We start from the raw sequence: 23,410 nt of genomic DNA on the forward strand, positions 1-23,410 counted from the left end.
CTCAGAGCAAAAATCGGTTGCTGCAATCTTCGCTGTAAAACACTGTAAACTTCGCTGTCACGCTACACCGGGCGTCACGCGCCAGTCATCGACATAGACACTGACAGCACCCGGCTCAAAGCGCGCGCGCACGCCGTCGCCGGGCACCGGCACGCCCTCGGGCAACAGCGCGTTGAGAGCCGAGCCCTCGAAATCCAGCCGCGCGATACGGTGGCGGCCGACATCCTCGATGCGCGTCACCGTCACCGGCAGCCCGGCATCACCGAGCGAGACGAATTCGGGCCGCACGCCGATCTGCACACGCCCGCCCGGCGGGTCATACGCGCCGCCGAGCGGCACCTCGTGCCCCGCCACCCGCGCCACCTTGCCCGCCACCTCGGCATCAAGAAGGTTCATCCCCGGGCTGCCGATGAAATACCCCACGAAGGTATGCGCCGGCCGCTCGAACAACTCCTCGGGCGTGCCCACCTGCACCACCCGTCCGTCATGCATCACCACCACCTTGTCGGCGAATGTCAGCGCCTCGGTCTGGTCGTGGGTGACATAGATCATCGTGTGCCCGAACTCGTGGTGCAGCGCCTTCAGTTGCGTGCGCAACTCCCATTTCATGTGCGGGTCGATCACCGTCAGCGGCTCGTCGAAGAGCAGCGCGTTGACATCCTCGCGCACCATCCCGCGCCCGAGGCTGATCTTCTGCTTGGCATCCGCCGTCAGCCCCCGCGCCTTGCGGTCGAGCGTGTCCTCCATGTCGATCATCTGCGCGATGGCCTGCACGCGCGTGGCAATATAGCCCGCCTCCGCGCCCCGGTTCTTGAGCGGAAAGGCCAGGTTCTCGCGCACCGTCATGGTGTCGTAGACCACCGGAAACTGAAACACCTGCGCGATGTTGCGGGCCGCCGTGGGCTGACCGGTCACATCCGCATCATTGAACAGGATGCGCCCCTGCGACGGGTGCAGCAGCCCCGAGATGATGTTGAGCAGCGTGGACTTGCCACAGCCCGACGCGCCCAGCAGCGCATAGGCCTCGCCATCGCCCCAGACATGGTTGAGTTCCTTGAGCGCCCAGTCTTCCTCGCCCTTGGGCGCGGGCAGGTAGCTGTGCGCGAGATTGTCGAGCGTGATCTTTGCCATTTCCCCCCCTCAGGCCGCCTGCGCATAGGACGCGGGCGCCACCAGCGCGCCATCGGACCCGAACACATAGACATGCGCGGGATCGAGCCAGACCCGCAAGCCGGTTCCGATCTCCAGGTCGCGCACCCCGTGGATCAGGCCAACCCAGCGCGCGCCGTGATGGTCGAGATGCACAAAGGTCTCCGACCCGGTGATCTCGGTCACGCTCAGCGTCGCGTCAAAGCCCATCACCTCCTCGCCGTGGCGCTCGATCTCGAGATGGTTGGGCCGGAATCCCATCTGATACGCACCGTCCCCGAGCGCCTTGAGCGCGCCCATCGCGGGCACCTCCTGCCCGTCGCCGAACACCAGCCGGTCGCCGCGCTTGGTCGCGGTCAGGAAATTCATCGGCGGGTCGGAAAACACCCGCGCGGTGGTGGCATCGGCGGGCCGGCGATAAACCTCCGGCGTCGGCCCGAACTGCGTGATCCGCCCCTCCCACAGCGTCGCCGTGTTGCCGCCCAGCAGCAGCGCCTCTTCCGGCTCGGTCGTGGCATAGACAAAGATCGCGCCGGATTCCTCGAATATCCGCGGGATTTCCAGACGCAATTCCTCGCGCAGCTTGTAATCGAGATTGGCCAGAGGCTCGTCCAGCAGCACCAGCCCCGCCCCCTTCACCAGCGCCCGCGCCAGCGCGCAGCGCTGCTGCTGCCCGCCCGACAGTTCCAGCGGCTTGCGGTCGAGCATCGGGGTGAGCTTCAGCATCCCTGCCGTCTCGCGCACCAACCGGTCGATCTCGCCCTTGCCCTTGCCCTGCAGGCGCAAGGGCGAAGCGATGTTGTCATAGACACTCATCGACGGGTAGTTGATGAATTGCTGATAGACCATCGCCACCGCGCGGTCCTGCACCCGCATCCCGGTCACATCCTGCCCCTGCCACAGGACCCGCCCCGTGGCGGGCGCATCGAGCCCCGCCATCAGCCGCATGAGCGAGGTCTTGCCCGCCAGCGTCGGGCCCAGCAGCACGTTCATCGTGCCGGGCGCGAGCGTCAGGTCGGCGGGATGGATATGCACCTCGCCATCCACGACCTTGGATATGCCATCGAGTGTCAGCGTCACGCCTCGGCCCTCCCCTTCGCCGTCGCGCCGGACACGCGCGCGGCGCGCATCCAGTCGTCGAGCGCGGCAATCTGATCGTCGGTCATCTTCAGCCCCAGCCGCGTGCGCCGCCAGACCACGTCCGCGGCCTCGCGCGCATGTTCGCGACTCATCTGCCAGCGCACCTCCGCCTCGGTCAGCGTCGCACCGAAATCGCGGCCCATCCCGGTCGCCTCGCCTGCATCGCCCAATACCTGCACGGCCTCGGTGCCATAGGCGCGCACCAGCCGCAGCGCATGCCCCGCCTCCAGGAACGGGTACCGCGCCCGCAGAGTTTCGACCAGCGCCCCGACCCCGTCAACGGCGAAGTCCCCGCCCGGCAGCGGCACCCCGGCGGTCCAGTCCCCGCCTGCTTGCGGGAAATGCGGTGCCAGCCGCGCCAGCGCCGATTCCGCCAGCCGCCGGTAGGTGGTGATCTTGCCGCCAAAGACGTTCAGCAGCGGCGCGCCGCCGCTCTCGTCGAGCGACAGCACATAGTCGCGCGTCGCCGCCGTGGCCGATTTCGCCCCGTCATCATAGAGCGGACGCACCCCGGAATAGCTCCAGACGATATCCGCCTCGGTCACGGGCCGCGCGAAATACTCGCTGGCAAACCGGCACAGATACGCCGCCTCCTCGGGGGTGCATTCGGGTGCCTTGTCGGGGTCGTGATGCTCGGCATCGGTGGTGCCGATCAGGGTGAATTCGCCCTCGTAGGGAATGGCAAAGACGATCCGCCCGTCGGCACCTTGAAAGAAATAGCACTTGTCGTGGTCATAGAGCTTTCGGGTCACGATATGGCTGCCGCGCACCAGCCGCACCCCCTCGGACGAATTGAGCCGCAGCACCCCGGTAATGACATCGCTCACCCACGGCCCGCCCGCATTGACAAGCGCGCGCGCACACACCGTGTCGACCTCGCCGGTATCGGTATCCTTCAGCCGGACATGCCACAGCCCGTCCCGGCACTCGGCCCCGGCGACGCGGGTGCGCACCCGGATACGCGCACCGCGCGTCTCGGCGTCGCGCGCGTTCAGCACCACGAGGCGGCTGTCCTCGATCCAGCAATCGGAATACTCGAAGGCGCGGGCGAACTTGTCCTTCAGGGGCCGCCCCTCCGGGGCCTGCATCAGGTCGAGCGTCTCCGTGCCCGGCAGGATCTCGCGCCCACCCAGATGATCGTAGAGAAACAGCCCCAGCCGGATCAGCCAGGCGGGACGCCGCCCCTTCATCCACGGCATCACCGCGTTGAGAATGCGCGAGGTCGGCGTCTCGCCCTCGAAGCGCATATCGCGGTGATACGGCAGCACGAAGCGCATCGGCCACGAGATATGCGGCATCGCCCTCAGCAGCGTCTCGCGCTCGATCAGCGCCTCGCGTACCAGCCGGAACTCGAAATACTCCAGATAGCGCAGCCCGCCATGGAACAGCTTGGTCGACGCAGAGGAGGTGGCCGAAGCGAGGTCGTGCATCTCGGCCAGCTCGACCGAAAGCCCGCGCCCGGCGGCGTCGCGCGCGATGCCGCAGCCATTGATCCCGCCACCGATGACGAAAAGATCGACGATATCGCCGCCAGTGTCCTCCACGCGCACGCCCTCCCTTGCGTGAAAACAAACGAAACAGCAATTCCCCCTATCAGTCAACAACGAATGTTCGTTTCTGCTCCTTATTAGAAAATCCCGGTGGTGACAGATCCGAGCGCAGCGGTCAGTCCATCCTTGCGGCCAGCCGAAAAACGAACATAATCGAACACCCAGCCAGCGAGGTCCGCCAATGTCGCAATCGTTCCGCCAGCCCGATATCCTCGAGATCGCCCGCGCCGAGGGCAAGGTCATGGTCGAGGACCTCGCGCTTCGCTTCAACGTCACCGTCCAGACCATCCGCCGCGACCTGACCGAGCTTGCCAACGCGGGCAAGCTCGAACGCGTCCACGGCGGCGCGATCCTGCCCTCGGGCGTCAGCAACATCCTCTACGAGGAACGCCGCCGCCTCAACGAGGCGGCCAAGACGGCGATCGGGCGCGCCTGTGCGGCGGCCATCCCCGAGGCGACCTCGCTGTTTCTCGACATCGGCACCACCACCGAAGCGGTGGCGCAGGCGCTGCTCGACCACCGCGACCTGATGGTGGTGACCAACAACATGAACGTGGCCCGCACCCTTCTGGCCAACCCCGACTGCGAGATCGTGCTCGCCGGGGGTGCCCTGCGGCGCTCCGACAACGGGCTCGTCGGCCATCTCACCGCGCGCGCCATCGAGAATTTCAAGTTCGACCACGCCATCCTCGGCTGCTCGGCGCTCGGCGAGGACGGCGACATGCTCGATTTCGACATCCAGGAGGTGGTCGTCGGCCAGACCCTGCTGAAACGCTCGCGCGAGGTGATGCTCGTGGCCGACCATTCGAAGTTCCAGCGCAGCGCACCGGTGCGCATCGGCTCGATCCGCGATGTCGATCACGTCTTCACCGACGCGCCCCTGCCCGCCGCCCTTGCCGACGCCTGCACGACATGGGGCACCCATGTCCATGTCAGCCCGCCCGGCAACTGACCCGCCGCTTCTTCTTGGTGAAAATACTCCCGGGGGAGTCGCCGCCAGGCGACGGGGGCAGCGCCCCCGCCTTCAGAACACCGAATGCGCCCCCAGCGCGACGCTCGCCTCGCCGCGCACCAGCCGCCGGTAGAACGCCTCCAGCGTCTCGTACCCCGTCTCCGGCGTGGCCTCGGCGTCATAGCGCCCGGTCTCCGGGTCCAGCACCAGCATCGACTCGGTGGCATAATACCGCCCGATCCGCGCCAGATCCGCCTTTGCGGCAAGGCCCGCGCTGATCCGCCCGCCGAGGGCCAGCCCCGCCACGATCCCGTCCATCAGCCGCAGCGGCACGTGGCGGTAATGCGGCTCCAGCCCCAGCGCGCGAAACAGCATCCCGCCCTGCTCCAGCGGCGTGATCGCGGGCCCGGGCCCGCCGATGGGCAGCACCCGGTTCCACCGCGCCGGATCGTCGAGACAGCCCAGCATGTAGTGCGCAAGGTCGCCGTCGCTTATCGGCTTGCACGCCGTCCCCCGCCCGTCGCCGAACAGCAGGAACGGCTTGCCCGCCCGCAGGCGGCCAAGCTGCCCCGAGAGCGATTTGAAATAGGCGGTCGGGCGGACGATGGAATAGCGCAACCCCGAGGCGGCAAGCTCCGCCTCAACCGCAAGCTTCGCGCGCTGAACCTCCAGTTTCGGGCGCTGCACGCAAATGGCCGAGAGCAGAACGAAATGCGCCGCGCCGCCCGCGCGCGCATCCCCGATCGCCGCCGCCGTGGCCGCGTGATCCACCGCCCAGGCATCCGTCGGCGCCCCCGTCCGCGACGCCATGCAGCAGATCACCACCCGCGCGCCGCCCGCCTCCAGCGCCTGCGCCACGGTGCCGAAATGCAGCCGCGCGCCCTCCGGCAGCCCATGCCCGCCACCCGCGTGACGGGCGCGCAGCACGCAGTCCACCGCGTACCCCGCCTCCAGCGCCGCCGCCACCACCGCCCGTCCGATGGTGCCCGTCGCCCCGAGAACGAGGAGCCGCATCATGGGCCCGGAAAGCTGCCGAAGGGGATGTATCGCACCGCGTCGCCGGGCCGGATTTCCGCAGGCCCATCGGGCAGTTCCACCAACCCCTCGGCCCAGCTCAGCCCGCTTATCCGGCCCGAGCCCTCGGATTGGAACACCTCGGCGCGACCGTCCCGGATGCGCGCGCGCAGGTATTCGCGGCGGCCCGGCTTCTTGCGTTTCCCGAACGCGGCGGGCACGTCAAAGCCCAGCGGTTCGCGCCATTCCGCGCCCGACAGCACCGCCATCGCGGGCCGCGCGAAGATCAGCGTGCAAACGAGGGCCGCGACCGGGTTGCCCGGCAGGCCAAAGACCGGCACGCCGCCCCACATGCCCAGAGCCAGAGGCCGCCCCGGCTTGAGCGCAATCCGCCATTCCGCCATCGCCCCCGCCTCGTTCAGCAATGCCGAAACGTGATCCTCGTCCCCCGACGATGCCCCGCCGGAGGTCAGGATCGCATCCGCCTCGGCCGCGCCCCGGTCGAACGCGGCGCGCAGGATGGCGCGGTCGTCGGACACCCGACCAAGGTCAACGGCATCATACCCCATCTGCCGCACCAGGGCGGTCAGCATGGGGCGGTTGGCATCATAAATCTGCCCCGCGCGCGCGTCCTCTCCCGGCTCGACCAGCTCGTCGCCGGTAGAGATCACCGCCACGCGCAACCGCTCGAACACCGGCAGATCGTCCAGCCCCACAGCCGCGCAGAGCGCCAGGTCGGCGGGCGTCAGGACGCGGCCCGCCTCCAATATACGCGCGCCCGCCTCCACATCCTCGCCCGCGCGCCTCGTGTTGGCCCCGGGCTTGAGCCCGCCGCGAAACGCGATGCGCCCCTCGCCGACGGTCACATCCTCCTGCAGGATCACGGTATCGACCCCCTCGGGCAGGGCCGCCCCGGTCAGCACCCGCACCGCATGCCCCGGCGGCACCGCACCCGGATAAGGCACCCCCGCCGCTGCGCGGCCCTCGACCAACGACAAGACCTGATCGCCCTCGGTCAGCGACGCATGGGCAAAGCCATAGCCATCCACTGCCGTATTCGCCTGCGGCGGATTCGCCCGCCGCGCCGTCACCGGCGCGGCCAGCACGCGCCCGGCGGCGTCCCCAAGCGGCAAGACCTCCTGCCCCACCACCGCGCGCAGCCGGTCGCGCAGCAGGGCGAGCGCATCCTCCACCGGCGTCCAGTCCACCCCGGCGGGCAGCGCGAAACAGTCGTCGCGCAGGGGCGGCGGCTTCAGCCTGTCGTCGCAGGCGGTCATCAATTCCTCTTCATGCCCCAGGCCCAGAATCCAGCCCTCCTCGGGCGCATCCACCGCCAGCATCTCGGCCAGCCGGTCGTCAGGCACCCGCGCCAGCGCACGCGCCAGCAACCGCACCTGATGGGCGTCGCGAATGCCGCCCGCCGCCTCGGCGCGTTTTACGGCGGCATTGATCAAGCCCGGCCAGATTTCGACAACCGCCACGGGCTTGTCCAGCACCTCGAACGGCCACACCGCCACCTGCCCGTAGAACATGCGCCGCAACCGGTTGAGCACCGGCAACCCGGTCAGCACCTGCCCGCCCACGGCCCCGGCACCGCCCATCTGCCAGCAGGTAAAGCTGCCCGGCGCCTGTGCATCCGCCACGCGCCGCTCGGGCATGCCGTGCCCCGCGCGCGTATCCTTGCGCGGCAGGTCGGCAATGTCGCGCCGCAGCCCGTTGAACCAGAACGGCCCCACGCCGGGGAACCGCCCGTTGATCTCGCCCGCCACGTCAAAGCGATTATTGCCCTCGGGCGCGTCCTCGATCACCGTTTCCAGCCAGTCCCAGACCGCAAAGGGCGTGTCGGCCCCGGTCAGTTCCTGCGCGAACCCCGCCGGAAAGCCGAACGGAAAATCCACCCCGATCAGCAGCCTGCGCCCCGCCGCGCCCTCTTCCTCGATCAGGCTTGCAAGCGCCGCTTCGGCCTCTGCCCGGTTGCGCAGGTAGCGCGGGGCCTCATCCGTCCCGTCGCGGGTAATCCCCAACCAGATCGCATCCCGGCACGGGCGCGGCCCGGTATCGTTGCCGCCCGACCAGTCGAGCATCGCTACTGTATCGAATCCCGTCACAGCCCCACCTCTGCCAATATGAAATCCGCGATCCCGCGCGTGTCGTCCAGATCGAAGACCGGCCGGTCGAGATCGAGCGCCACGTCGCTCGCCACCGCGCGGATCGTCGGATCGCCGGGGGCAATGAGCGCATGGCCCGTCTCGGCGCGGAACGCCTCGATCTTGGGGTGGCGGTCGCGTTTGTAACCCTCGACCAGCACCAGATCGACCGGGCTCAGCCTTTGCAGCAGCTCCTCCAGCGTCGGCTCGCCCGCCTCGCGCAATTCGTGCATCAGGGCAAAGCGGTTGCGCGACGCGAGCAGCACCTCGCGCGCCCCCGCAACCCGGTGCCGGTGGCTGTCCTTGCCCGGATGATCCACGTCAAAGCTGTGATGCGCGTGCTTGACGGTCGAGACGCTGACCCCCCGCCCGGCGATCTCCGCCACCAGCCGCTCCATCAACCCGGTCTTGCCGGCGTTCTTCCAGCCGGTCACGCCGTATAATCTCATGCCCCGGCCCTCCGTTGCGCGAGGGCCAGGTCCTCGGGCGTGTTGACGTTGAAAAACGCATCCCCGTCATCAAAGAGCGCCTCGCGCCCGCCATGCCGGTCGGTCCACAGCACGATCTTGCGCAGCCCGTCCTTGAGGCCCTCGCGCAGATCGTCGCGCAGCGCCACCGGCCAGAGCCCGAAGGTAGGATGGCGCACCTGCCCGCCACTGCTCATGGATTTGGTCTCTTCCGCGCCGCGCGGCGTGGCGGCCAGCACCAGCGGATGCGCCATGCCCTCCGCCGCCAATGCCAACCGCGCCACCAGGTCACGCGGGAAGAACGGCGTGTCGGCGGCCACGGTCACGATGGTCTCCGCGCCCTCGCCCGCCGCCCAGTCGAGCCCGGCGAGAACCCCCGCCAGCGGTCCGGGATAGTCTGCAATCGGATCGGGCAGAACGGTCAGACCAAACCCCGCAAACCGCGCCGGATCGCCATTGGCATTGAGCGCCACCGCCGCCACCTGCGGCGCCAGCCGCGCAATCACACGATCGAGGATCACCCCCTCGCCCAACGGCAACAGCCCCTTGTCGCCGCCGCCCATCCGCGTCGCCTGTCCACCGGCGAGGATCACCCCGAGAGGCACGCTCATCCGTCGGCACTCTTGCGGCGGTGCTTGGGGCTTTCCTCCGCCACGCTTGCCGGATCGGCATCGCGCAACACCCGCTCCTCCCCGCTCAGGCAGACGAACCGCCGCCCGCGCATCCGGCCGATCAGCGTCAGCCCCACCTGACGCGCGATCTCCACCCCCCAGGCGGTAAAGCCCGAGCGCGAGGCCAGCACCGGAATGCCCATAAGCGCGGTCTTGATCACCATTTCCGAGGTCAGCCGCCCGGTGGTGTAGAGCGTCTTGTCGCCCGCCGAAACGCCCTCGGAAAACATCCATCCCGCGATCTTGTCCACGGCATTGTGCCGGCCCACATCCTCCATGTAGACCAGCGGCCGCGCGCCCTGGCACAGCACCGTGCCATGGATCGCCCCGGCCTCGAGGTAGAGCGACGGGGTGCGGTTGATCCTGGCCGCCAGGGCATAGAGGTCCGAGGTCTTCACCTCCACCTCGGGCAGGCGCACGCCCTCCAGCCCCTCCATCATGTCGCCGAACACGGTGCCCACGGCGCAGCCACTCGTCCGCGTCTTCTTCTTCAGCTTTTCCTCATAGGTGGTCTGCCCGTCGGTGCGCACCACCACCGTCTCAAGGTCCTCGTCGAAATCGACGCCGCGCACCGCCTCGCCCGTCGCCAGCATCCCCTGATTGCGCAGAAACCCCAGCGCCAGATATTCGGGGTAATCGCCGATCGTCATCGCCGTCACGATCTCCTGGCCGTTGAGAAAGATCGTCAGGGGACGTTCCTCGACCACCGGGATGCGCGCGGGATTACCCTCGTGATCCACCCCCTCGACCGCGCGGGTGAGCCGCGCCGCGCCGGGATCGGGGGCGATAAGGTAGTCGGAAACATCGCCTTGGGTGGTCAATTGCATCTCCTCCCTGCATCCGCTAGGCCACGGGCGCAACGATCCCGGAGCACCCCCGACAGTGTCCAGCCAAAGCACCAATTCGCCCTATTGGCAAGGCGTGCGCGACGGCGCGCCGTTCATCCTCGTGATCGTGCCGTTCTCGATGCTGTTCGGCGTCGTGGGCACCGAGGCGGGGCTGCACATTGCCGAGACCATGGCGTTTTCGGTGCTGGTGATCGCGGGCGCGGCGCAGTTCGCGGCGCTGCAACTGCTGACCGACAACGCGCCCACGCTCATCGCGCTCGTCTCGGCGCTTGCGGTCAACCTGCGCATGGCGATGTACTCGGCCTCGCTGACCCCGTGGCTCGGCGCGGCACCGCTGTGGCAGCGCGCCGTCGCCGCCTATTTCACCGTCGATCAGAGCTATGCCTGCGCAGTGGTGAAATTCGAGCAGGAGCCGCACTGGTCGGTGCCCGAGCGCCTGGCCTATTTCTTCGGCGTGGTCACGCCGATCTGCCCGTTGTGGTACGTGTTCACCCTCGTCGGCGCGCTCGTCGGCAACGCGGTGCCCAGCGGTCTGCCGCTGGATTTCGCTCTGCCCATCACCTTTCTCGCGATGATCGGCCCGATGCTGCGCACGCCCGCCCACGTGGTGGCGGCGCTGGTGTCGGTGACGCTGGCGCTGGTACTGGCGTGGCTGCCCTTCAACCTCGGGCTTCTGCTGGCGGGGATCGCGGGCATGATGGCGGGCGCGCAAGCCGAGGTGCTGCTCGAACGCCGCAAGGAGGGCCGGGCATGATCGACGGCCCCGCCCTCTGGCTCTTCATCGCCGCGCTGGGCGCGGGCACCTTCGCGCTGCGCTTCGTCTTTCTCGGGCTGATCGGCGACCGCCCGCTGCCCGCGTGGCTGCTGCGGCACCTGCGCTACACGGCGGTAGCGGTGCTGCCCGGCCTCGTCGCGCCGCTGGTGGTCTGGCCCGCCGCCACGGGGGGCACGCTCGACGCTCCGCGCATGGCCGCCGCGCTTGTCACACTCGGCCTCGGCTACACCACGCGCAACGTGATCCTCGCCATCTCGGGCGGCGCGATTACGCTTTTTGCAGGTCTCGCCTTGCTGGGCTGACGGCCCCGGCTTCTCTTTGGTGAAAATACTCCGGGGGAGTCGCGCGGATGCGCGACGGGGGCAGCGCCCCCTACGCCCGCAAGACCCTGCGGGAGCATGGGGCGCGGATGGCCCGACGGGGACGTTCGAGTGAGCCGCGCCATCGCATGTCCGCGGGCAGGCGATCCGACGGTCTTTTCAGTGCACTTTATCCCTCCATACCCGCAAAACATGCGATCGGCGCGCTGGCTTGGCCAAATCGCCTGTCCGGGGGGCGGACATGCGATGGCGCGGCGGCCTTCGGCCTTGATTCCGCGCCGGGACCAAGCACCCAACGACCGCAACAGGCCAAACCTCTCCCTCCGAGAGCGCCGCCCCCCTAAGCCCGCGGGGCCGCTGCGCGGCGCAGCCGGTCGTTGATCGCCCGGCCAAGGCCCCGCTCGGGGATGGGGGCCACGGCGATCCCGACCGCCCCGGTCGCGTCGAGCGCGTGGAGATGGTGAAAGAGGTTCGCCGCCGCCTCCACCAGATCGCCCGTCTCCGAGAGCGTCAGATCGCCCGCCACCGCACCAAAGCCCAGCATCGCCTCGCCCGGCCGCCGCTCCACGGCCCCGAGCCTTACCCGCGCCCCCGGTGCGTAATGCGAGCCCATCTGACCCGGCGCGCTCAGCGCGTCAGCCTCGTCGCGCCGCGCCACCGGGCCGCCCAGCGCCGCCTCCAGCGCCTCGACCGGCACGCCGCCGGGGCGCAGCAGCACCGGCACCCCCGCCAGCCCGAGGATGGTCGATTCCACCCCCACAGGGCAGGCCCCGCCATCCACCACCGCCGCGATCCGCCCGGCAAGGCCCGCCATCACATGCGCCGCCTCCGTCGGGCTGATCCGGCCCGAGGGGTTGGCCGAGGGCGCGGCCACCGGCCCGCCGAACGCCGTCAGCAGCGCCCGCGCCACCGGGTGCGCGGGCACCCGCACCGCCAGCGTCGGCAAACCGGCGGTGACCAGCGGCGACAGCCCCGCGCCCTCTCGCAATGGCAAGACCAGCGTCAGGGGCCCGGGCCAGAAGGCGCTGGCCACGATCTCCGCCGCGTCGGACCACTCCGCGAAATCGCGCGCGCGCGCGGCGCTCTCGACATGCACGATCAGCGGGTTGAAGCGGGGCCGCCCCTTGGCCTCGAAAATCCGCGCCACCGCCGCGTCGTCGCGCGCGTCCGCACCGAGGCCATAGACCGTCTCGGTCGGAAAGGCCACGAGCCCGCCGTCGCGCCAGATCGCGGCGGCACGATCAAATCCGCGCGCATCGGCTTGCAATACCTCGGTTGCATTTGGCATCCAGACCCTCTGACGCGGCGTTTCGCTTGCTGCCACGGTGCCAGTGGCTACCCTCGGCAGAAAGTGGCTGAATACAGCTCCCCGGCCCGCTTGCCAAGCCGCGCCGGCAGGATGGAAAGGATGAGTGCAATGCCCTATCGCGCCCCGATCGAGGATTACCGCTTTCTGTTCGAACATGTGATCGGCCTGCAAGAACTGGCGGCGACGGACCGTTTCGCCGAGGCGACACCGGACATGACCACGGCCATCCTGACCGAGGCGGGGCGCATGTGCGAGGAGGTGCTGGCCCCCCTGCAACGCGCGGGCGACCTGCATCCCGCGCGGCTGGAAAACGGTGTCGTGCGCACCTCGCCCGGCTTCGACGACGGCTACCGCGCCATCGCGACAGGCGGCTGGATCGCGATCAGCGCCGACCCGGCTCATGGCGGCATGGGCCTGCCGATGATGCTGACCACCGCCGTCAACGAGATGATGGCGGCGGCGTGCCTGTCGCTGCAACTCGCGCCCCTGATGACACAAGGACAAATCGAGGCGCTGGAGCATCATGCCTCCGACGAGTTGAAGGCGCTCTACCTGCCAAAGCTGGTGAGCGGCGAGTGGTCCGGCACCATGAACCTGACCGAATCGCAGGCCGGATCGGACGTGGGCGCGCTGCGCACCCGCGCCGAGCCCAATGATGACGGCACCTACGCCATCACCGGGCAGAAGATCTACATCTCCTGGGGCGACAACGATTTCACCGAAAATGTCTGCCATCTCGTGCTTGCACGCCTGCCCGACGGGGTGCCCGGCACCAAGGGGATCAGCCTGTTTCTGGTGCCCAGGTTCATCCCCGATGAAGGCGGTGCCCCCGGCACGCAGAACAGCCTGTCGGTGGTCAGCCTCGAGCACAAGATGGGCCTGCACGGCAGCCCCACCTGCGTGATGCAGTATGACGGTGCCACCGGCTGGCTGGTGGGCGAGCCGCATAACGGCATGCGGGCGATGTTCACCATGATGAACAACGCCCGCCTCGGCGTCGGCGGCCAGGGTGTGGGCGCGGCCGAGGGCGCGTTCCAGCACGCGCTCGCCTACGCGCAGGAGCGCCGCCAGGGCCGCACCCCGGTCGGGGATGGCAGCGGCACCATCATCGAGCACGCCAACGTGCGCCGGATGCTGGCGCAGATGCGCGCCGAGACCTTCGCCGCGCGGGCCATCGCGCTGGCCTGCGCCAAGGCCACCGACATGGAGACCGCGACCGGCGCGGATCACTGGCGCGCCCGCGCGGCGCTTCTCACGCCCATTGCCAAGGTATTCGGCACCGAGACCGGGATCAGCGTCGCCAATACCGGCGTGCAGCTTCACGGCGGCATGGGCTATATCGAAGAGACGGGTGCCGCGCAGTACCTGCGCGACGTGCGCGTGACGGCGATCTACGAGGGCACCAACGGCATCCAGGCGATGGACCTCGTGGGCCGCAAGCTTGCCGACGGGGGCGAGGCCGCCTTTGCCCTCATCGACGAGATCGAGGCGCAGGCAGAGGCGGCGCGCGCCGCGCTTCCCGACCTCGCCGGGCCGGTCTGGCAGGCCACCGAGAGCCTGCGCGAGGCGACCGACTGGATGCTCGCGCAATCCGACATGACCGAACGCTTTGCCGGGGCCATGCCGTACCTGCGCGGCTTTGCCCGCGTGCTGGGCGGGCATTACCACCTCGCGGCGGCGCAGGCCGAGGGCGGCGACGGCGCGCGCACGCGCCTCGCGCGGTTCTACATCACGCGCCTGCTGCCCGAGCACGCGGGCCATTTCGCCCATGCCACCGCCGGGGCGGGCGATCTCTACGCGCTCACACCGTCGGATTTCGCGGCCTGATGGACGGGGCAGAGATCATCCGCCACCCGTGGGACACACCGCCGCCCGAGGGCACCGCCACCGAGGTCGCCCCGGGCGTGCTGTGGCTGCGCCTGCCGCTGCCGATGGTACTCGACCATGTCAACATCTACGCGCTCGACGAGGGCGATAGCTGGACCATCGTCGATACCGGCATCCACTCGCGCCGCGCCGTGGCGCTGTGGGAGACGATCCTCGCAGGCCCGTTGCAGGGCAGGCCGGTGGGCCGCGTGATCCTCACCCACCACCACCCCGATCATATCGGCATGGCGGGCTGGCTGATGGAGCGGTTCGGTGCCGCGCTCTGGGCCTCGCGCACGAGCTGGCTGATGGCGCGGATGCTGATCCTCGACGTCGAGGAGCGGCCCACGCCGCAGGCGCTGGCGTTTTCCCGCGCGGGCGGCATGGACGCGCAGGTGTTCGAGACGCGCGCGCAGGAGCGCCCCTACAATTTCGCCGACACCTGCGCGCCGCTCCCTGTGGGCTACACCCGCGTGACCGACGGCGCGGTGATCCGCGCGGGCGGGCGCGACTGGGATGTGCGGTTCGGCGGCGGCCACGCGCCCGACCACCTGACCCTCTGGAGCCGCGACGACGCGCTGGTGATCGCGGGCGACCAGATCCTGCCCGGCATCAGCCCCAATATCGGCGTCTACCCGACCGAGCCCGAGGCCGACCCGCTGTCGGACTGGCTCACCGCCTGCGACCGGCTGGCGGCGCATGCCCGCGACGACCACCTCGTGCTGCCGGGCCACAAGCTGCCCTTTACCGGGCTGCCGCTGCGGCTGCGGCAACTGGCCGGCAACCACCACGCCGCGCTCGACCGGCTGCGCGCCTTCCTGACCGTGCCGCGCACCGCCGCCGACTGCTTTCCGCTGCTGTTCCGGCGCGAGGTGACGGCGGGCACCTACGGTCTCGCGCTGGTGGAATCCGTTGCGCATCTCAACCACCTGATGCACGCTGGCGAGGTGACCCGCTGGCGGCGCGCGGATGGTGCGTGGCTCTGGCAGGTCGGGGACCAGTGACCGGAGGGGCGTGCCAGTGATCGACCGTATCGAGACCACCGCCGAACATGCCGAGGCAGCCGCCATGCCGCGCGCCCACGAGGTACACGCCGATCCCGGCCGGCCCGGCATCGAAACCGCCGCGAACAAGCTTTGCAACGCCCCCGCAGAGGACAAGAGCGCCGCCCGCTGGGCCTATGAGCGGCTGATCCTCTACATCCGTAACTTCGAGGAAACGCTCGACGAGGCACACGAGGTGGCGATGGGCTTTGCCGGGTCCGACGCGGGCACCATCCGCATCGAGGGGATGGGCTATTTCGATCCCGATATCGTCACCTTCTACGGCCAGGACCGGATGGGGATGCGCACGCAGCTCGTGCAGCACGTGAGCCAGCTCTCGGTGATGCTGCGCGCGCTGCCCAAGCAGGTTGAGGAGGCCCCGCCCACGCGCATCGGATTCCGCCTCGCGCAGGATCTTGAAGGCGAATAAGACCCGCCCGCGTCTTGGCGCGTGACAGCGCGCCGGAAATGCAGTAATCCGCACCCGACCCGGAACCCAAACGACAAGAGGACCGCAGGACATGGCAGAGCACAAGCATGGCGAGATGGACACCACCGTTCAGGAAAAGACCTTCGAGGGCTTCGTCAGGATGACCGTTTGGTCGGTCGTCGGCATCGCCGTCTTCCTGATCTTCCTCGCGATGGTCAACGGCTGACCGGCAACCGGACAGGGGGGCAGGATGCGCGCGATCCTTCTGGCGCTCGGCGCCGCGCTCATGCTGGCGGGCTGTGCCGCTGAATCGGTCCGCTCGCCGATGGAGGAGGTGACGCGCGCCGCCTACCGCCATGACGGGCCGCCGAGGCTCACCGTGTACACGATGATCAACAATCACAGCGGCGCGGGCGCGCATTCCGCGCTGATGATCAACGGCCCGCAGCGGGTGATCTTCGATCCTGCCGGGACCTTCAACTCCGGTCGCCACCTGCCCGAACGCGATGACGTGCTCTACGGCATCACGCCTGCGGTGGCGGACGTCTATACCCGCTACCACGCACGCAAGACCTACCATGTACGCATCCAGCGGCTCGACGTGTCGCCGGAGATGGCCGCGCGCGCGATCGCGCTGATCGAAGCCAACGGCCCGGTCCCCTCGGCGCAATGCTCGCTGGCGAGCTCGCGCATCCTCGGAGAGCTGTTTCCCGGCCGGGTGCGCACCTCGTGGTTCCCGCGCAAGACCGCCGACGATTTCGCGCAGATCCCCGGCGTGACCGAGGAAACGCTCTACGAGTACGACAGCGACGACAATTCCGGGGTGCTCGCCGCCTGGGACCCGGAGCGCGCAGCCGCGCAATAGGGCGGGGGCGGAGGGTCCGGGTTCGGGACGACGTGGTTGGCCGATTGTGTTGAAGAACTCCGCAATCCGGAAACCGTCTCCAAATCCTGGAATAACGCTCGCCCAGACCGCCATTCCGCGAAACGTATTTGGGAATATGACCCCCCGCGGGACGATGTTCTGCCAAGATGCCCATCTTCGGCGGGATACCGGCTTTTCAACACGATCGGCCTGGAGCGGTCGTTGACCTATCCGGTGATGAGCCGCGCGAGCGCCAGCCCGCGGGATGGCGATGCAAGGCCTGGTCTATCGCGCTTTATGTCGGGGTTCCCGAGAGAGATCAGAGCTTTGCGCCAACGTCACCCAATCGCCAGCCCTGTCGGGCGGGCTGGCGATCGCGCGGCGGCGTGCAAGCACGCCTGATTCCGCGCGGGGCAGGAGGCGAACGTTCCCTTCAGGCCATACGCGACCAACGTCCAGGCGACATTATCCAGCCGCTCACGGCTCGCCCCCGCCACGCAAAACCCCGCCCGCTTCACGCGGACGGGGCCTCATGTGTCCACAGCGCAAGCGTCACTCCGTCCCGTTGCGCCCCATCACCGACAGGCCGCGCAGGATGTCCACGGCATATGCCATCTGGTAATCCTCCTCACGCAGGCGAGAGACCTCCTGAGCCCGCTGACGCTCTTCCTCGATCTGCTTGAGCTCGTCCTCGCTGAGGCTGTCATTGTTCAGCCGTCCGCGCAGATCGGCCTCCGAGCGGGTGGGACGGTTGGTCTGCGCCTCGTCCTCCTCGGCCTGCGGGCGGCGCGCTGGCTGGGCCACCACGATATCGGGGCTGACGCCCAGCGCCTGGATCGACCGGCCCGAGGGCGTGTAGTAGCGCGAGGTCGTCAGCCGCATCGCCCCGCCGCCCCGCAGCGGCATCACCGTCTGCACCGAGCCCTTGCCAAAGCTCTTGGTGCCCACCACGATAGCGCGGCGATGATCCTGCAGCGCGCCGGCGACAATTTCCGAGGCCGAGGCCGAGCCGCCATTGATCAGCACGACGATCGGCTTGCCCTCGGCCAGATCGCCCGCCGTGGCGTTGAACCGCTCGCCGTCCTGCACCTCGCGGCCCCGGGTCGAGACGATCTCGCCCTTTTCGAGGAACGCGTCCGAGACCTTGATCGCCTGGGTGAGCAAGCCGCCGGGATTGTTGCGCAGGTCGAGCACGATGCCGCTGATCTTGTCCATCCCGCCCTGCGCCTCGATCTGCTCCTGCAGGCCGCTTTCGAGATTGGGATAGGTGTTGTCGTTGAAAGTGGTGACCCGAAGCACCACGGCGTCGCGTTCGGTGCGCGCACGTACCGCCGTCAACTCGATCGTGTCGCGGATGATCGACACGTCGAACGGCTCGGGCTCGCCCTCGCGCACCACGGTGATGACGATCTCGCTGCCCACCGGCCCGCGCATCATGTCCACCGCCTCGTTGAGCGTGAGGCCGAGCATGCTCTCGCCATCGACATGGGTGATGAAATCGCCCGCCTCGATCCCCGCCTGATCGGCGGGCGTGCCGTCCATCGGCGAGACCACCTTGACGAAGCCGTCCTCCTGCGTGACCTCGATGCCGAGGCCGCCGAACTCGCCGCGCGTCTGCACCTGCATGTTCTCGGCGTCATCGGGCGACAGATAGCTGGAATGCGGATCGAGCGAGGTGAGCATGCCGTTGATCGCCGCCTCGATCAGCTCGCTGGTGTCGACCTCCTCTACATATTGCGCGCGCACACGCTCGAAAATATCGCCGAACAGGTCGAGCTGTTCATAGACGCTGCCCGCCCCGTCGTTTTCCTGCGCGAGCAGCGGTGCCGCGACCTGCGTCGTCATCACGGTGCCCGAGAGGAGCCCCACGGTCGTGGCCATCAGGATTTTCTTCATGTCTCAGCCTTCCTTGTCGGTCGCGAACCACTTGAGCGGGTCCACCGGTGAATTGTCTTGACGCAGCTCGATATAGAGCGTCTGCCCGAGTCCGGCACCTGTTTCGCCGCCGGACCCGCCCGAATTGGCGGCCAGCAGGTCGTCGTCCGCCCCGTGCCCGCCCATCAGGCCCACGGGGCTGCCACCGGGCAGTACCTCGCCCGTGCGACCGTAGACCGTGCCGAGCCCGGCGAACACCAGAAGCACCCCGGCCTGCGGCTCCAGAATGATCACATTTCCGTAGTCGAGCAAGGGGCCGCGATAGCGCACCGTCGCCGGAACCGGCGTGGTCACCAGCGCGCGCGGGCGCGTCGCCACCACGATACCGGGCCGGGCGATCCCGGCGGCGTCGGCTTCACCCGCGCGGTGCAGGATCACCCCCTCGACCGGCAGCGGCAGGCTGCCCTTGCGCGGGCCGATCTCTGGCAGGCTGCCCGGCGCCTCGTCCACCGCGATGTCGCTCAGACCGCTGGCAAAACCCTCCAGCGTCTCGGTCGAGGCGATGAGCAGCGCGGTGCTGACCGGGTCCTCGGTAAAGCGGCGCGGCAGGTCGGTGCGTGCGGCGATCGCCTTGCTCAGGCGCACCCGCGCCTCCTGCACGCCGCGCAGCCCCTCCTCCAGCGTGCCCGCCGCGCTTTGCTGCAACGCGCGCAGCACCGCGATGTCCTGCACACGCGCGCGCAACTCCGCCGCGCGCGCGTCGAGCGCCGGGGCCACCTCCGACACGATCATACCCGCCCGCGCCGTGCCCACGGGCCCCGAGGGGTGCAGCATCAGCACCGGCACGGGCGCGCGGCCCATGGACTGCAAAACACCCAGAAGCTGCGCGATCTCGTCCTCGCGGCTGCGCAGTTCGGCGGCCAGCGCTTCCTCGCGCAGGGCCGCGCGGCGCACGCCCGCGCGCATTGCCTCCAGCCCCTCCTCGTAGGCGCGGATCACCCGGGTCAGCGCCTTGACGCGGTTGCGCGCGCCGTCCGCGTCGGCCAGTGCCGCCGCCGCCGCATCGAGCGCCTGCGCCGCGGCGCGCGCCTGCGCGGCCGGGTCTGCCGCATCCCGCGCCGCCGCCGGGCCCGACAGCAGCAGCGACACCAGGAGGCAGGCCACCCGCGCCCTCATGCCAGCAGGCTCTCGCCGGTCATCTCGTCGGGCTGCGGCAGCCCCATCAGCGCCAGCACCGTGGGCGCGAGATCGGCCAGCCGCCCGCCGTCGCGCAGCCGCGCGCCCCCGGGCCCGCCGACGAGGATCACCGGCACCGGGTTGAGCGTGTGCGCGGTGTGCGGCCCGCCGGTTGCGGGATCGACCATCACCTCGCAATTGCCGTGATCGGCGGTCACGATCATCGCGCCGCCCGCGCGCTCCAGCGCCGCCAGCACGCGGCCAAGGCCGCGATCCACCGCCGCGCAGGCCACCATCGCCGCCTCCAGATCGCCGGTATGGCCCACCATGTCGGGGTTGGCATAGTTGACCACGATCAGGTCATAACCGTCGCCGATGGCCTCGACGAGGTGATCGGTCACCTCGTCTGCCGACATCTCGGGTTGCAGGTCATAGGTCGCCACCCTGGGCGAGGCCGCCATGTAGCGATCCTCGCCGCGCTCGGGCGTCTCGCGCCCGCCATTGAGGAAAAAGGTGACATGCGGATATTTCTCGGTCTCGGCGATATGGAATTGCCGCAGCCCCGCGCGGCTCACCCATTCGGCAAGGGTGTTGGGGATGTCGCGCGGAGGAAACACCGTGTCGAACCACGCGTTATGCGCCTCGGAATATTCCACCATGCCCAGCGTCGCGGCCCAGTCGGGCACCACCCCGCGCGCGAAGGCGTCAAAGGACGGATCGGCCAGCGCCTGCAGTATCTCCCGCGCCCGGTCGGCCCGGAAATTGAGGCAGAAGAGGCCATCGCCCGCCGCCACGCCGCCATAGCCGCCGATCGCCGTGGCGGTGATGAACTCGTCGGTTTCCGAGCGCGCATAGGCATTGGTCACCGCCATGCGCGGGTCGGACGCGCGCAGCCCCTTGCCAGCGGTGATCGCGTCATGGGCCTCCTGCACCCGGTCCCAGCGGTTGTCGCGGTCCATCGCGAAATAGCGCCCGGTCACGGTGACGATGCGCACGCCGTCGGGCAGCATCTCGGACAGGTTGGCCAGGTGGGTACGCGCCGATTTCGGGGCCACGTCGCGCCCGTCGGTCACGGCGTGCAGCACCACCGGCACGCCCGCGTCATGGATCACCCGCGACGCCGCGGCGATATGCGCGATATGCCCGTGCACGCCGCCATCCGAAACCAGCCCCAGCAGGTGCGCCGTCCCGCCCGTCTCCTTCAGCCGGTCGATGAACCGGCCCAGCGCGTCGTTGGCGGCAAAGCTGCCATCCTCGATGGCAAGGTCGATCTGCCCGAGATCCATCGCCACCACCCGGCCCGCGCCGATATTGGTGTGGCCCACTTCGGAATTGCCCATCTGCCCACGGGGCAGGCCCACGTCGGGGCCATGGGTGATCAGCGTCGCGTTCGGACACTCCGCCATCAGCCGGTCCATGTTGGGCGTCTTGGCGAGGTGCGGCGCGTTGGCCTCGGGCCGCTCGCTCAGGCCCCAGCCATCGAGAATGCACAGGACGACGGGTTTGGGCATGGTCTCTCCGGGTGTGGTCCTGCCCGCCTTCTAGGCCGATGCCCCCGGCCCCGCAACCCTTGGGGGCGCGGCTCAGCCGCTCAAGGATATCTCGAAGACACAAGGACCGTCCCCCCCGGCGCAGCTTGCGGCCTGCCGCACCGCCGCGCGCGGATGCACGAGCCGCCGGAACAGCACCTCCAGCGCCGCGCGGTGCCAGTCGCTGCCCGCCACGGCGAGCGGGTTGTCGTGGATCATCAGCCGCACCGGGCGGCCCGGCGCGATCTCGATCCGCCCCGACCCGGCGAATGTCCACGCATGCGCCGCCACCGCCCGCAGCAGGATCGGCGCCGCCAGCCGCGCGGGCAGCAGCCGCAACAGCGTGCGCGCCGGGGCGGGGATACGGTTTTGCAGGATGTAATCGCCGGTGCGCCGCCCGGCATCATACGAGACGCGGGCCGCGGTATCGGGCGGCAGGGTGGCGTGCAACGCGCGCATCAGCGCGGCGGCCTGCCCTTCGGGCACCATCGACCCGGGCGGATCATCGACCAGCGCGCCCAGCCCCGCCACCTCGAATACCTGCCGCGCCAGCGCCCGCCCGCCCTGCGCCTCGAGCGCCGCCGCGGTCTGCAGGATCGCGTTCGGCCCGACGCGCGCGCCGTCGCTCATTCCGCCGCCGTGACCGGCGCACGCGCCCCGTCCGCCTCTGCCGCCGCCATCTCGGCCTTCTTCGCCTTGATCTGCTCGCGCACGCTCGCCTTACGCTCCTGCGCGCGGCGCTTGCGGTCGGCCATCGCCTCCCAGTCGGCCATCTGCGCATCGGCTATCCCGCGCGTCTCGTCGAAATGGAAATCCACCTTTTCCTTCGATTGCGGGCCCCAGTAACCGACCTTGCCGAGGTCGTAGAAGGTCCGCGCAAACCCCGCCCTGGCAAACGCCCGGAGACAGCCCAGCAGGTATTTTCGCCGGAAACCGCGCCCCCGCCACGGGTAGTGGAACAGCGCCTTGATCATGTAGAAGCGGCGATAATTGTGCATCACCCGGTCGAGCAGCGTGGCGCGGTCCATCGCCTCGGGCTTCATGATCGGCGTCACGAAATTGTATTTCTCGAAGTCGAACACCTCGACCTTGTCGCGCAACTCCTGAAACAGCGGCGTGAACGGCCAGGGCGTGTACATCGTCCAGTTCGCGAGATCCGGGTTCCAGTCGCGGGCAAAGCGATAGGTCTCCTCCAGCGTCTCCTCGGTCTCGTTGTCGAGCCCCACGATGAACTGCGCCTCGGTAAAGATGTCGGCCTTGCGCAGCAGGCGAATCGCCTCCTTGTTCTCCTCGACCTTCGTTTCCTTGTTGAAGAGGTCGAGCTTCATCTGCGCCGCCGCCTCGGTCCCGAGGCTGACATGAACCAGCCCCGCCTCGCGCCAGAGCGGCAGCATGTCCTTGTCGCGCTGAATATCCGTGACGCGGGTGTTGATGCCCCATTTCACCCGGTCGGGCAAACCGCGCCGGATCAGCTCCTCGCAGAACTCGGTGAATTTGCGCTTGTTGATGGTGGGTTCCTCGTCGGCGAGGATGAAAAAGCCGACACCGTGATCGTTCACCAGCGCCTCGATCTCGTCCACGACCTTTTGCGGGTCGCGCACGCGGTAGTCGCGCCAGAATTTCCACTGGCTGCAGAACGAGCAGGTGAACGGGCAGCCGCGCGCAAGGCTCGGGATCGCCAGCCGCGTGCCCAGCGGGATGTAGATGTATTTCTCCCAGTCGAGGATCGACCAGTCCGGCACGATCCCGTCGAGGTCCTTGACCGTGGGCGCGGCGGGCGTGGCGATGATCTCGGACCCTTGGGCATAGGCGATGCCCTTGATCCGCTTCCGCTCGGTCTGCCAGCGCCCGTCCTCGACCGCGCGCACGAAATCGAGAAACACCTCCTCGCCCTCGCCGCGCACGATGGCGTCGATATGCGGGGCCTCCGACAGCACCTGCTTGTACATGAACGTCGCGTGCACGCCGCCCAGCACCGTCACCGCATCGGGCGCGGCCTCGCGCGCGATCTCCAGCACCCGTTCGGCGCGGTAGATCGACGGCGTGATCGCGGTGCAGCCGACGATATCGGGCCGGAGCGCGGCGATGCGGTCGCGCAACTCCTCCTCGCCGATATCGTGGGTCATCGCGTCGATGAAATGGATGTCGTCATACCCGGCGGCCCTGAGCGGCCCGGCGAGATAGGCCACCCAGGCGGGTGGCCAGTTACCCGCGATCTCGGCGCCGCCGGAATGGTAATTTGGGTGGATCAGAACCAGTCGCATGTCAGCCTCCTATGTCAATC

The 23,410-nt window shown here is 69.0% G+C and carries 22 protein-coding genes; 8 read left to right on the forward strand and 14 right to left on the reverse strand.

Going from position 1 to position 23,410, the window contains the following annotated elements; genetic code table 11:
• Window positions 1-57: 57 nt before the first annotated feature.
• The 3 genes from ACFFU4_RS16360 to glpD are packed head-to-tail and all read right to left on the reverse strand — an operon-like array spanning window position 58 to window position 3,839.
• Window positions 58-1,131, reverse strand: a complete 1,074-nt coding sequence (locus tag ACFFU4_RS16360) for an ABC transporter ATP-binding protein (protein WP_377070919.1) — start codon at window positions 1,129-1,131, stop codon at window positions 58-60.
• A 9-nt stretch (window positions 1,132-1,140) separates the two neighbouring features.
• Window positions 1,141-2,229 (reverse strand): ABC transporter ATP-binding protein, encoded by a 1,089-nt coding sequence (locus ACFFU4_RS16365; protein WP_377070920.1) that lies wholly within the window; start codon window positions 2,227-2,229, stop codon window positions 1,141-1,143.
• A complete protein-coding gene (gene glpD / locus ACFFU4_RS16370; RefSeq protein ID WP_377070921.1) occupies window positions 2,226-3,839 on the reverse strand; it encodes a glycerol-3-phosphate dehydrogenase in 1,614 nt (537 codons plus the stop codon). Before glpD ends, ACFFU4_RS16365 begins: the two co-directional genes overlap by 4 nt.
• A gap of 181 nt (window positions 3,840-4,020) precedes the next feature.
• Here glpD and ACFFU4_RS16375 point away from each other — a divergent pair, with 181 nt between their 5' ends.
• Window positions 4,021-4,791: a DeoR/GlpR family DNA-binding transcription regulator gene (locus ACFFU4_RS16375; protein WP_377070923.1), complete on the forward strand. Its 771-nt coding sequence runs from the start codon at window positions 4,021-4,023 to the stop codon at window positions 4,789-4,791.
• A gap of 72 nt (window positions 4,792-4,863) precedes the next feature.
• Here the strand turns inward: ACFFU4_RS16375 and ACFFU4_RS16380 are convergent, their stop codons facing one another.
• From ACFFU4_RS16380 to ACFFU4_RS16400, 5 genes are read right to left on the reverse strand one after another with little or no spacing between them, the layout of a single operon-like run.
• The gene (locus ACFFU4_RS16380; RefSeq protein ID WP_377070924.1) at window positions 4,864-5,808 is read right to left on the reverse strand and encodes an NAD(P)H-binding protein; all 945 of its coding nucleotides are present in this window, start codon (window positions 5,806-5,808) and stop codon (window positions 4,864-4,866) included.
• A complete protein-coding gene (locus tag ACFFU4_RS16385) occupies window positions 5,805-7,913 on the reverse strand; it encodes a molybdopterin-binding protein (protein WP_377070925.1) in 2,109 nt (702 codons plus the stop codon). The genes ACFFU4_RS16380 and ACFFU4_RS16385 overlap by 4 nt, the downstream gene beginning before the upstream one ends.
• Window positions 7,910-8,401, reverse strand: a complete 492-nt coding sequence (gene mobB / locus ACFFU4_RS16390) for a molybdopterin-guanine dinucleotide biosynthesis protein B (RefSeq protein ID WP_377070926.1) — start codon at window positions 8,399-8,401, stop codon at window positions 7,910-7,912. The genes ACFFU4_RS16385 and mobB overlap by 4 nt, the downstream gene beginning before the upstream one ends.
• The gene (gene mobA, locus ACFFU4_RS16395) at window positions 8,398-9,030 is read right to left on the reverse strand and encodes a molybdenum cofactor guanylyltransferase MobA (RefSeq protein ID WP_377070927.1); all 633 of its coding nucleotides are present in this window, start codon (window positions 9,028-9,030) and stop codon (window positions 8,398-8,400) included. Before mobA ends, mobB begins: the two co-directional genes overlap by 4 nt.
• The gene (locus tag ACFFU4_RS16400; RefSeq protein ID WP_377070928.1) at window positions 9,027-9,917 is read right to left on the reverse strand and encodes a formate dehydrogenase accessory sulfurtransferase FdhD; all 891 of its coding nucleotides are present in this window, start codon (window positions 9,915-9,917) and stop codon (window positions 9,027-9,029) included. Before ACFFU4_RS16400 ends, mobA begins: the two co-directional genes overlap by 4 nt.
• 55 nt (window positions 9,918-9,972) lie before the next feature.
• Here ACFFU4_RS16400 and ACFFU4_RS16405 point away from each other — a divergent pair, with 55 nt between their 5' ends.
• Together ACFFU4_RS16405 and ACFFU4_RS16410 are read left to right on the forward strand one after the other, a co-directional pair.
• Window positions 9,973-10,692 carry an AzlC family ABC transporter permease gene (locus tag ACFFU4_RS16405; protein WP_377070929.1) on the forward strand — a complete coding sequence of 240 codons (720 nt, stop codon included), beginning with the start codon at window positions 9,973-9,975 and terminating at the stop codon, window positions 10,690-10,692.
• Complete coding sequence (locus ACFFU4_RS16410; RefSeq protein ID WP_377070930.1) at window positions 10,689-11,015, forward strand: branched-chain amino acid transport AzlD family protein; 327 nt, start codon at window positions 10,689-10,691, stop codon at window positions 11,013-11,015. The genes ACFFU4_RS16405 and ACFFU4_RS16410 overlap by 4 nt, the downstream gene beginning before the upstream one ends.
• Before the next feature lie 358 nt (window positions 11,016-11,373).
• On the opposite strand, the gene ACFFU4_RS16415 is transcribed toward ACFFU4_RS16410, so the two are convergent.
• A complete protein-coding gene (locus ACFFU4_RS16415; protein ID WP_377070931.1) occupies window positions 11,374-12,321 on the reverse strand; it encodes an L-threonylcarbamoyladenylate synthase in 948 nt (315 codons plus the stop codon).
• A gap of 129 nt (window positions 12,322-12,450) precedes the next feature.
• On the opposite strand from ACFFU4_RS16415, the gene ACFFU4_RS16420 reads away from it, so the two are divergent.
• From ACFFU4_RS16420 to ACFFU4_RS16440, 5 genes are all read left to right on the forward strand, one after another.
• Window positions 12,451-14,169: an acyl-CoA dehydrogenase gene (locus tag ACFFU4_RS16420; RefSeq protein ID WP_377070932.1), complete on the forward strand. Its 1,719-nt coding sequence runs from the start codon at window positions 12,451-12,453 to the stop codon at window positions 14,167-14,169.
• Complete coding sequence (locus ACFFU4_RS16425) at window positions 14,169-15,212, forward strand: MBL fold metallo-hydrolase (protein ID WP_377070933.1); 1,044 nt, start codon at window positions 14,169-14,171, stop codon at window positions 15,210-15,212. The genes ACFFU4_RS16420 and ACFFU4_RS16425 overlap by 1 nt, the downstream gene beginning before the upstream one ends.
• Window positions 15,213-15,228: 16 nt before the next feature.
• Complete coding sequence (locus ACFFU4_RS16430) at window positions 15,229-15,681, forward strand: DUF6173 family protein (RefSeq protein WP_377070934.1); 453 nt, start codon at window positions 15,229-15,231, stop codon at window positions 15,679-15,681.
• A gap of 91 nt (window positions 15,682-15,772) precedes the next feature.
• Window positions 15,773-15,907 carry an aa3-type cytochrome c oxidase subunit IV gene (locus ACFFU4_RS16435; RefSeq protein ID WP_377070935.1) on the forward strand — a complete coding sequence of 45 codons (135 nt, stop codon included), beginning with the start codon at window positions 15,773-15,775 and terminating at the stop codon, window positions 15,905-15,907.
• Window positions 15,908-15,931: 24 nt separating this feature from the next.
• A complete protein-coding gene (locus ACFFU4_RS16440; RefSeq protein WP_377070936.1) occupies window positions 15,932-16,546 on the forward strand; it encodes a hypothetical protein in 615 nt (204 codons plus the stop codon).
• Window positions 16,547-17,098: 552 nt separating this feature from the next.
• Here ACFFU4_RS16440 and ACFFU4_RS16445 read toward each other — a convergent pair.
• The 5 genes from ACFFU4_RS16445 to bchE form a co-directional block, all read right to left on the reverse strand.
• Window positions 17,099-18,442: a S41 family peptidase gene (locus ACFFU4_RS16445; RefSeq protein WP_377070937.1), complete on the reverse strand. Its 1,344-nt coding sequence runs from the start codon at window positions 18,440-18,442 to the stop codon at window positions 17,099-17,101.
• A 3-nt stretch (window positions 18,443-18,445) separates the two neighbouring features.
• A complete protein-coding gene (locus ACFFU4_RS16450; RefSeq protein WP_377070938.1) occupies window positions 18,446-19,597 on the reverse strand; it encodes a murein hydrolase activator EnvC family protein in 1,152 nt (383 codons plus the stop codon).
• Window positions 19,594-21,108, reverse strand: coding sequence for a 2,3-bisphosphoglycerate-independent phosphoglycerate mutase (gene gpmI, locus ACFFU4_RS16455; protein WP_377070939.1), 1,515 nt, complete (start codon window positions 21,106-21,108; stop codon window positions 19,594-19,596). The genes ACFFU4_RS16450 and gpmI overlap by 4 nt, the downstream gene beginning before the upstream one ends.
• A 72-nt stretch (window positions 21,109-21,180) precedes the next feature.
• Window positions 21,181-21,756 carry a bacteriochlorophyll 4-vinyl reductase gene (gene bchJ / locus ACFFU4_RS16460; protein ID WP_377070940.1) on the reverse strand — a complete coding sequence of 192 codons (576 nt, stop codon included), beginning with the start codon at window positions 21,754-21,756 and terminating at the stop codon, window positions 21,181-21,183.
• Window positions 21,753-23,390 (reverse strand): magnesium-protoporphyrin IX monomethyl ester anaerobic oxidative cyclase, encoded by a 1,638-nt coding sequence (gene bchE, locus ACFFU4_RS16465; RefSeq protein ID WP_377070941.1) that lies wholly within the window; start codon window positions 23,388-23,390, stop codon window positions 21,753-21,755. Before bchE ends, bchJ begins: the two co-directional genes overlap by 4 nt.
• Between the last annotated feature and the right edge of the window lie 20 nt (window positions 23,391-23,410).

The sequence above is a fragment of the Roseovarius ramblicola genome, assembly GCF_042430665.1.
In the GTDB taxonomy this organism is placed as follows: domain Bacteria; phylum Pseudomonadota; class Alphaproteobacteria; order Rhodobacterales; family Rhodobacteraceae; genus Roseovarius; species Roseovarius ramblicola.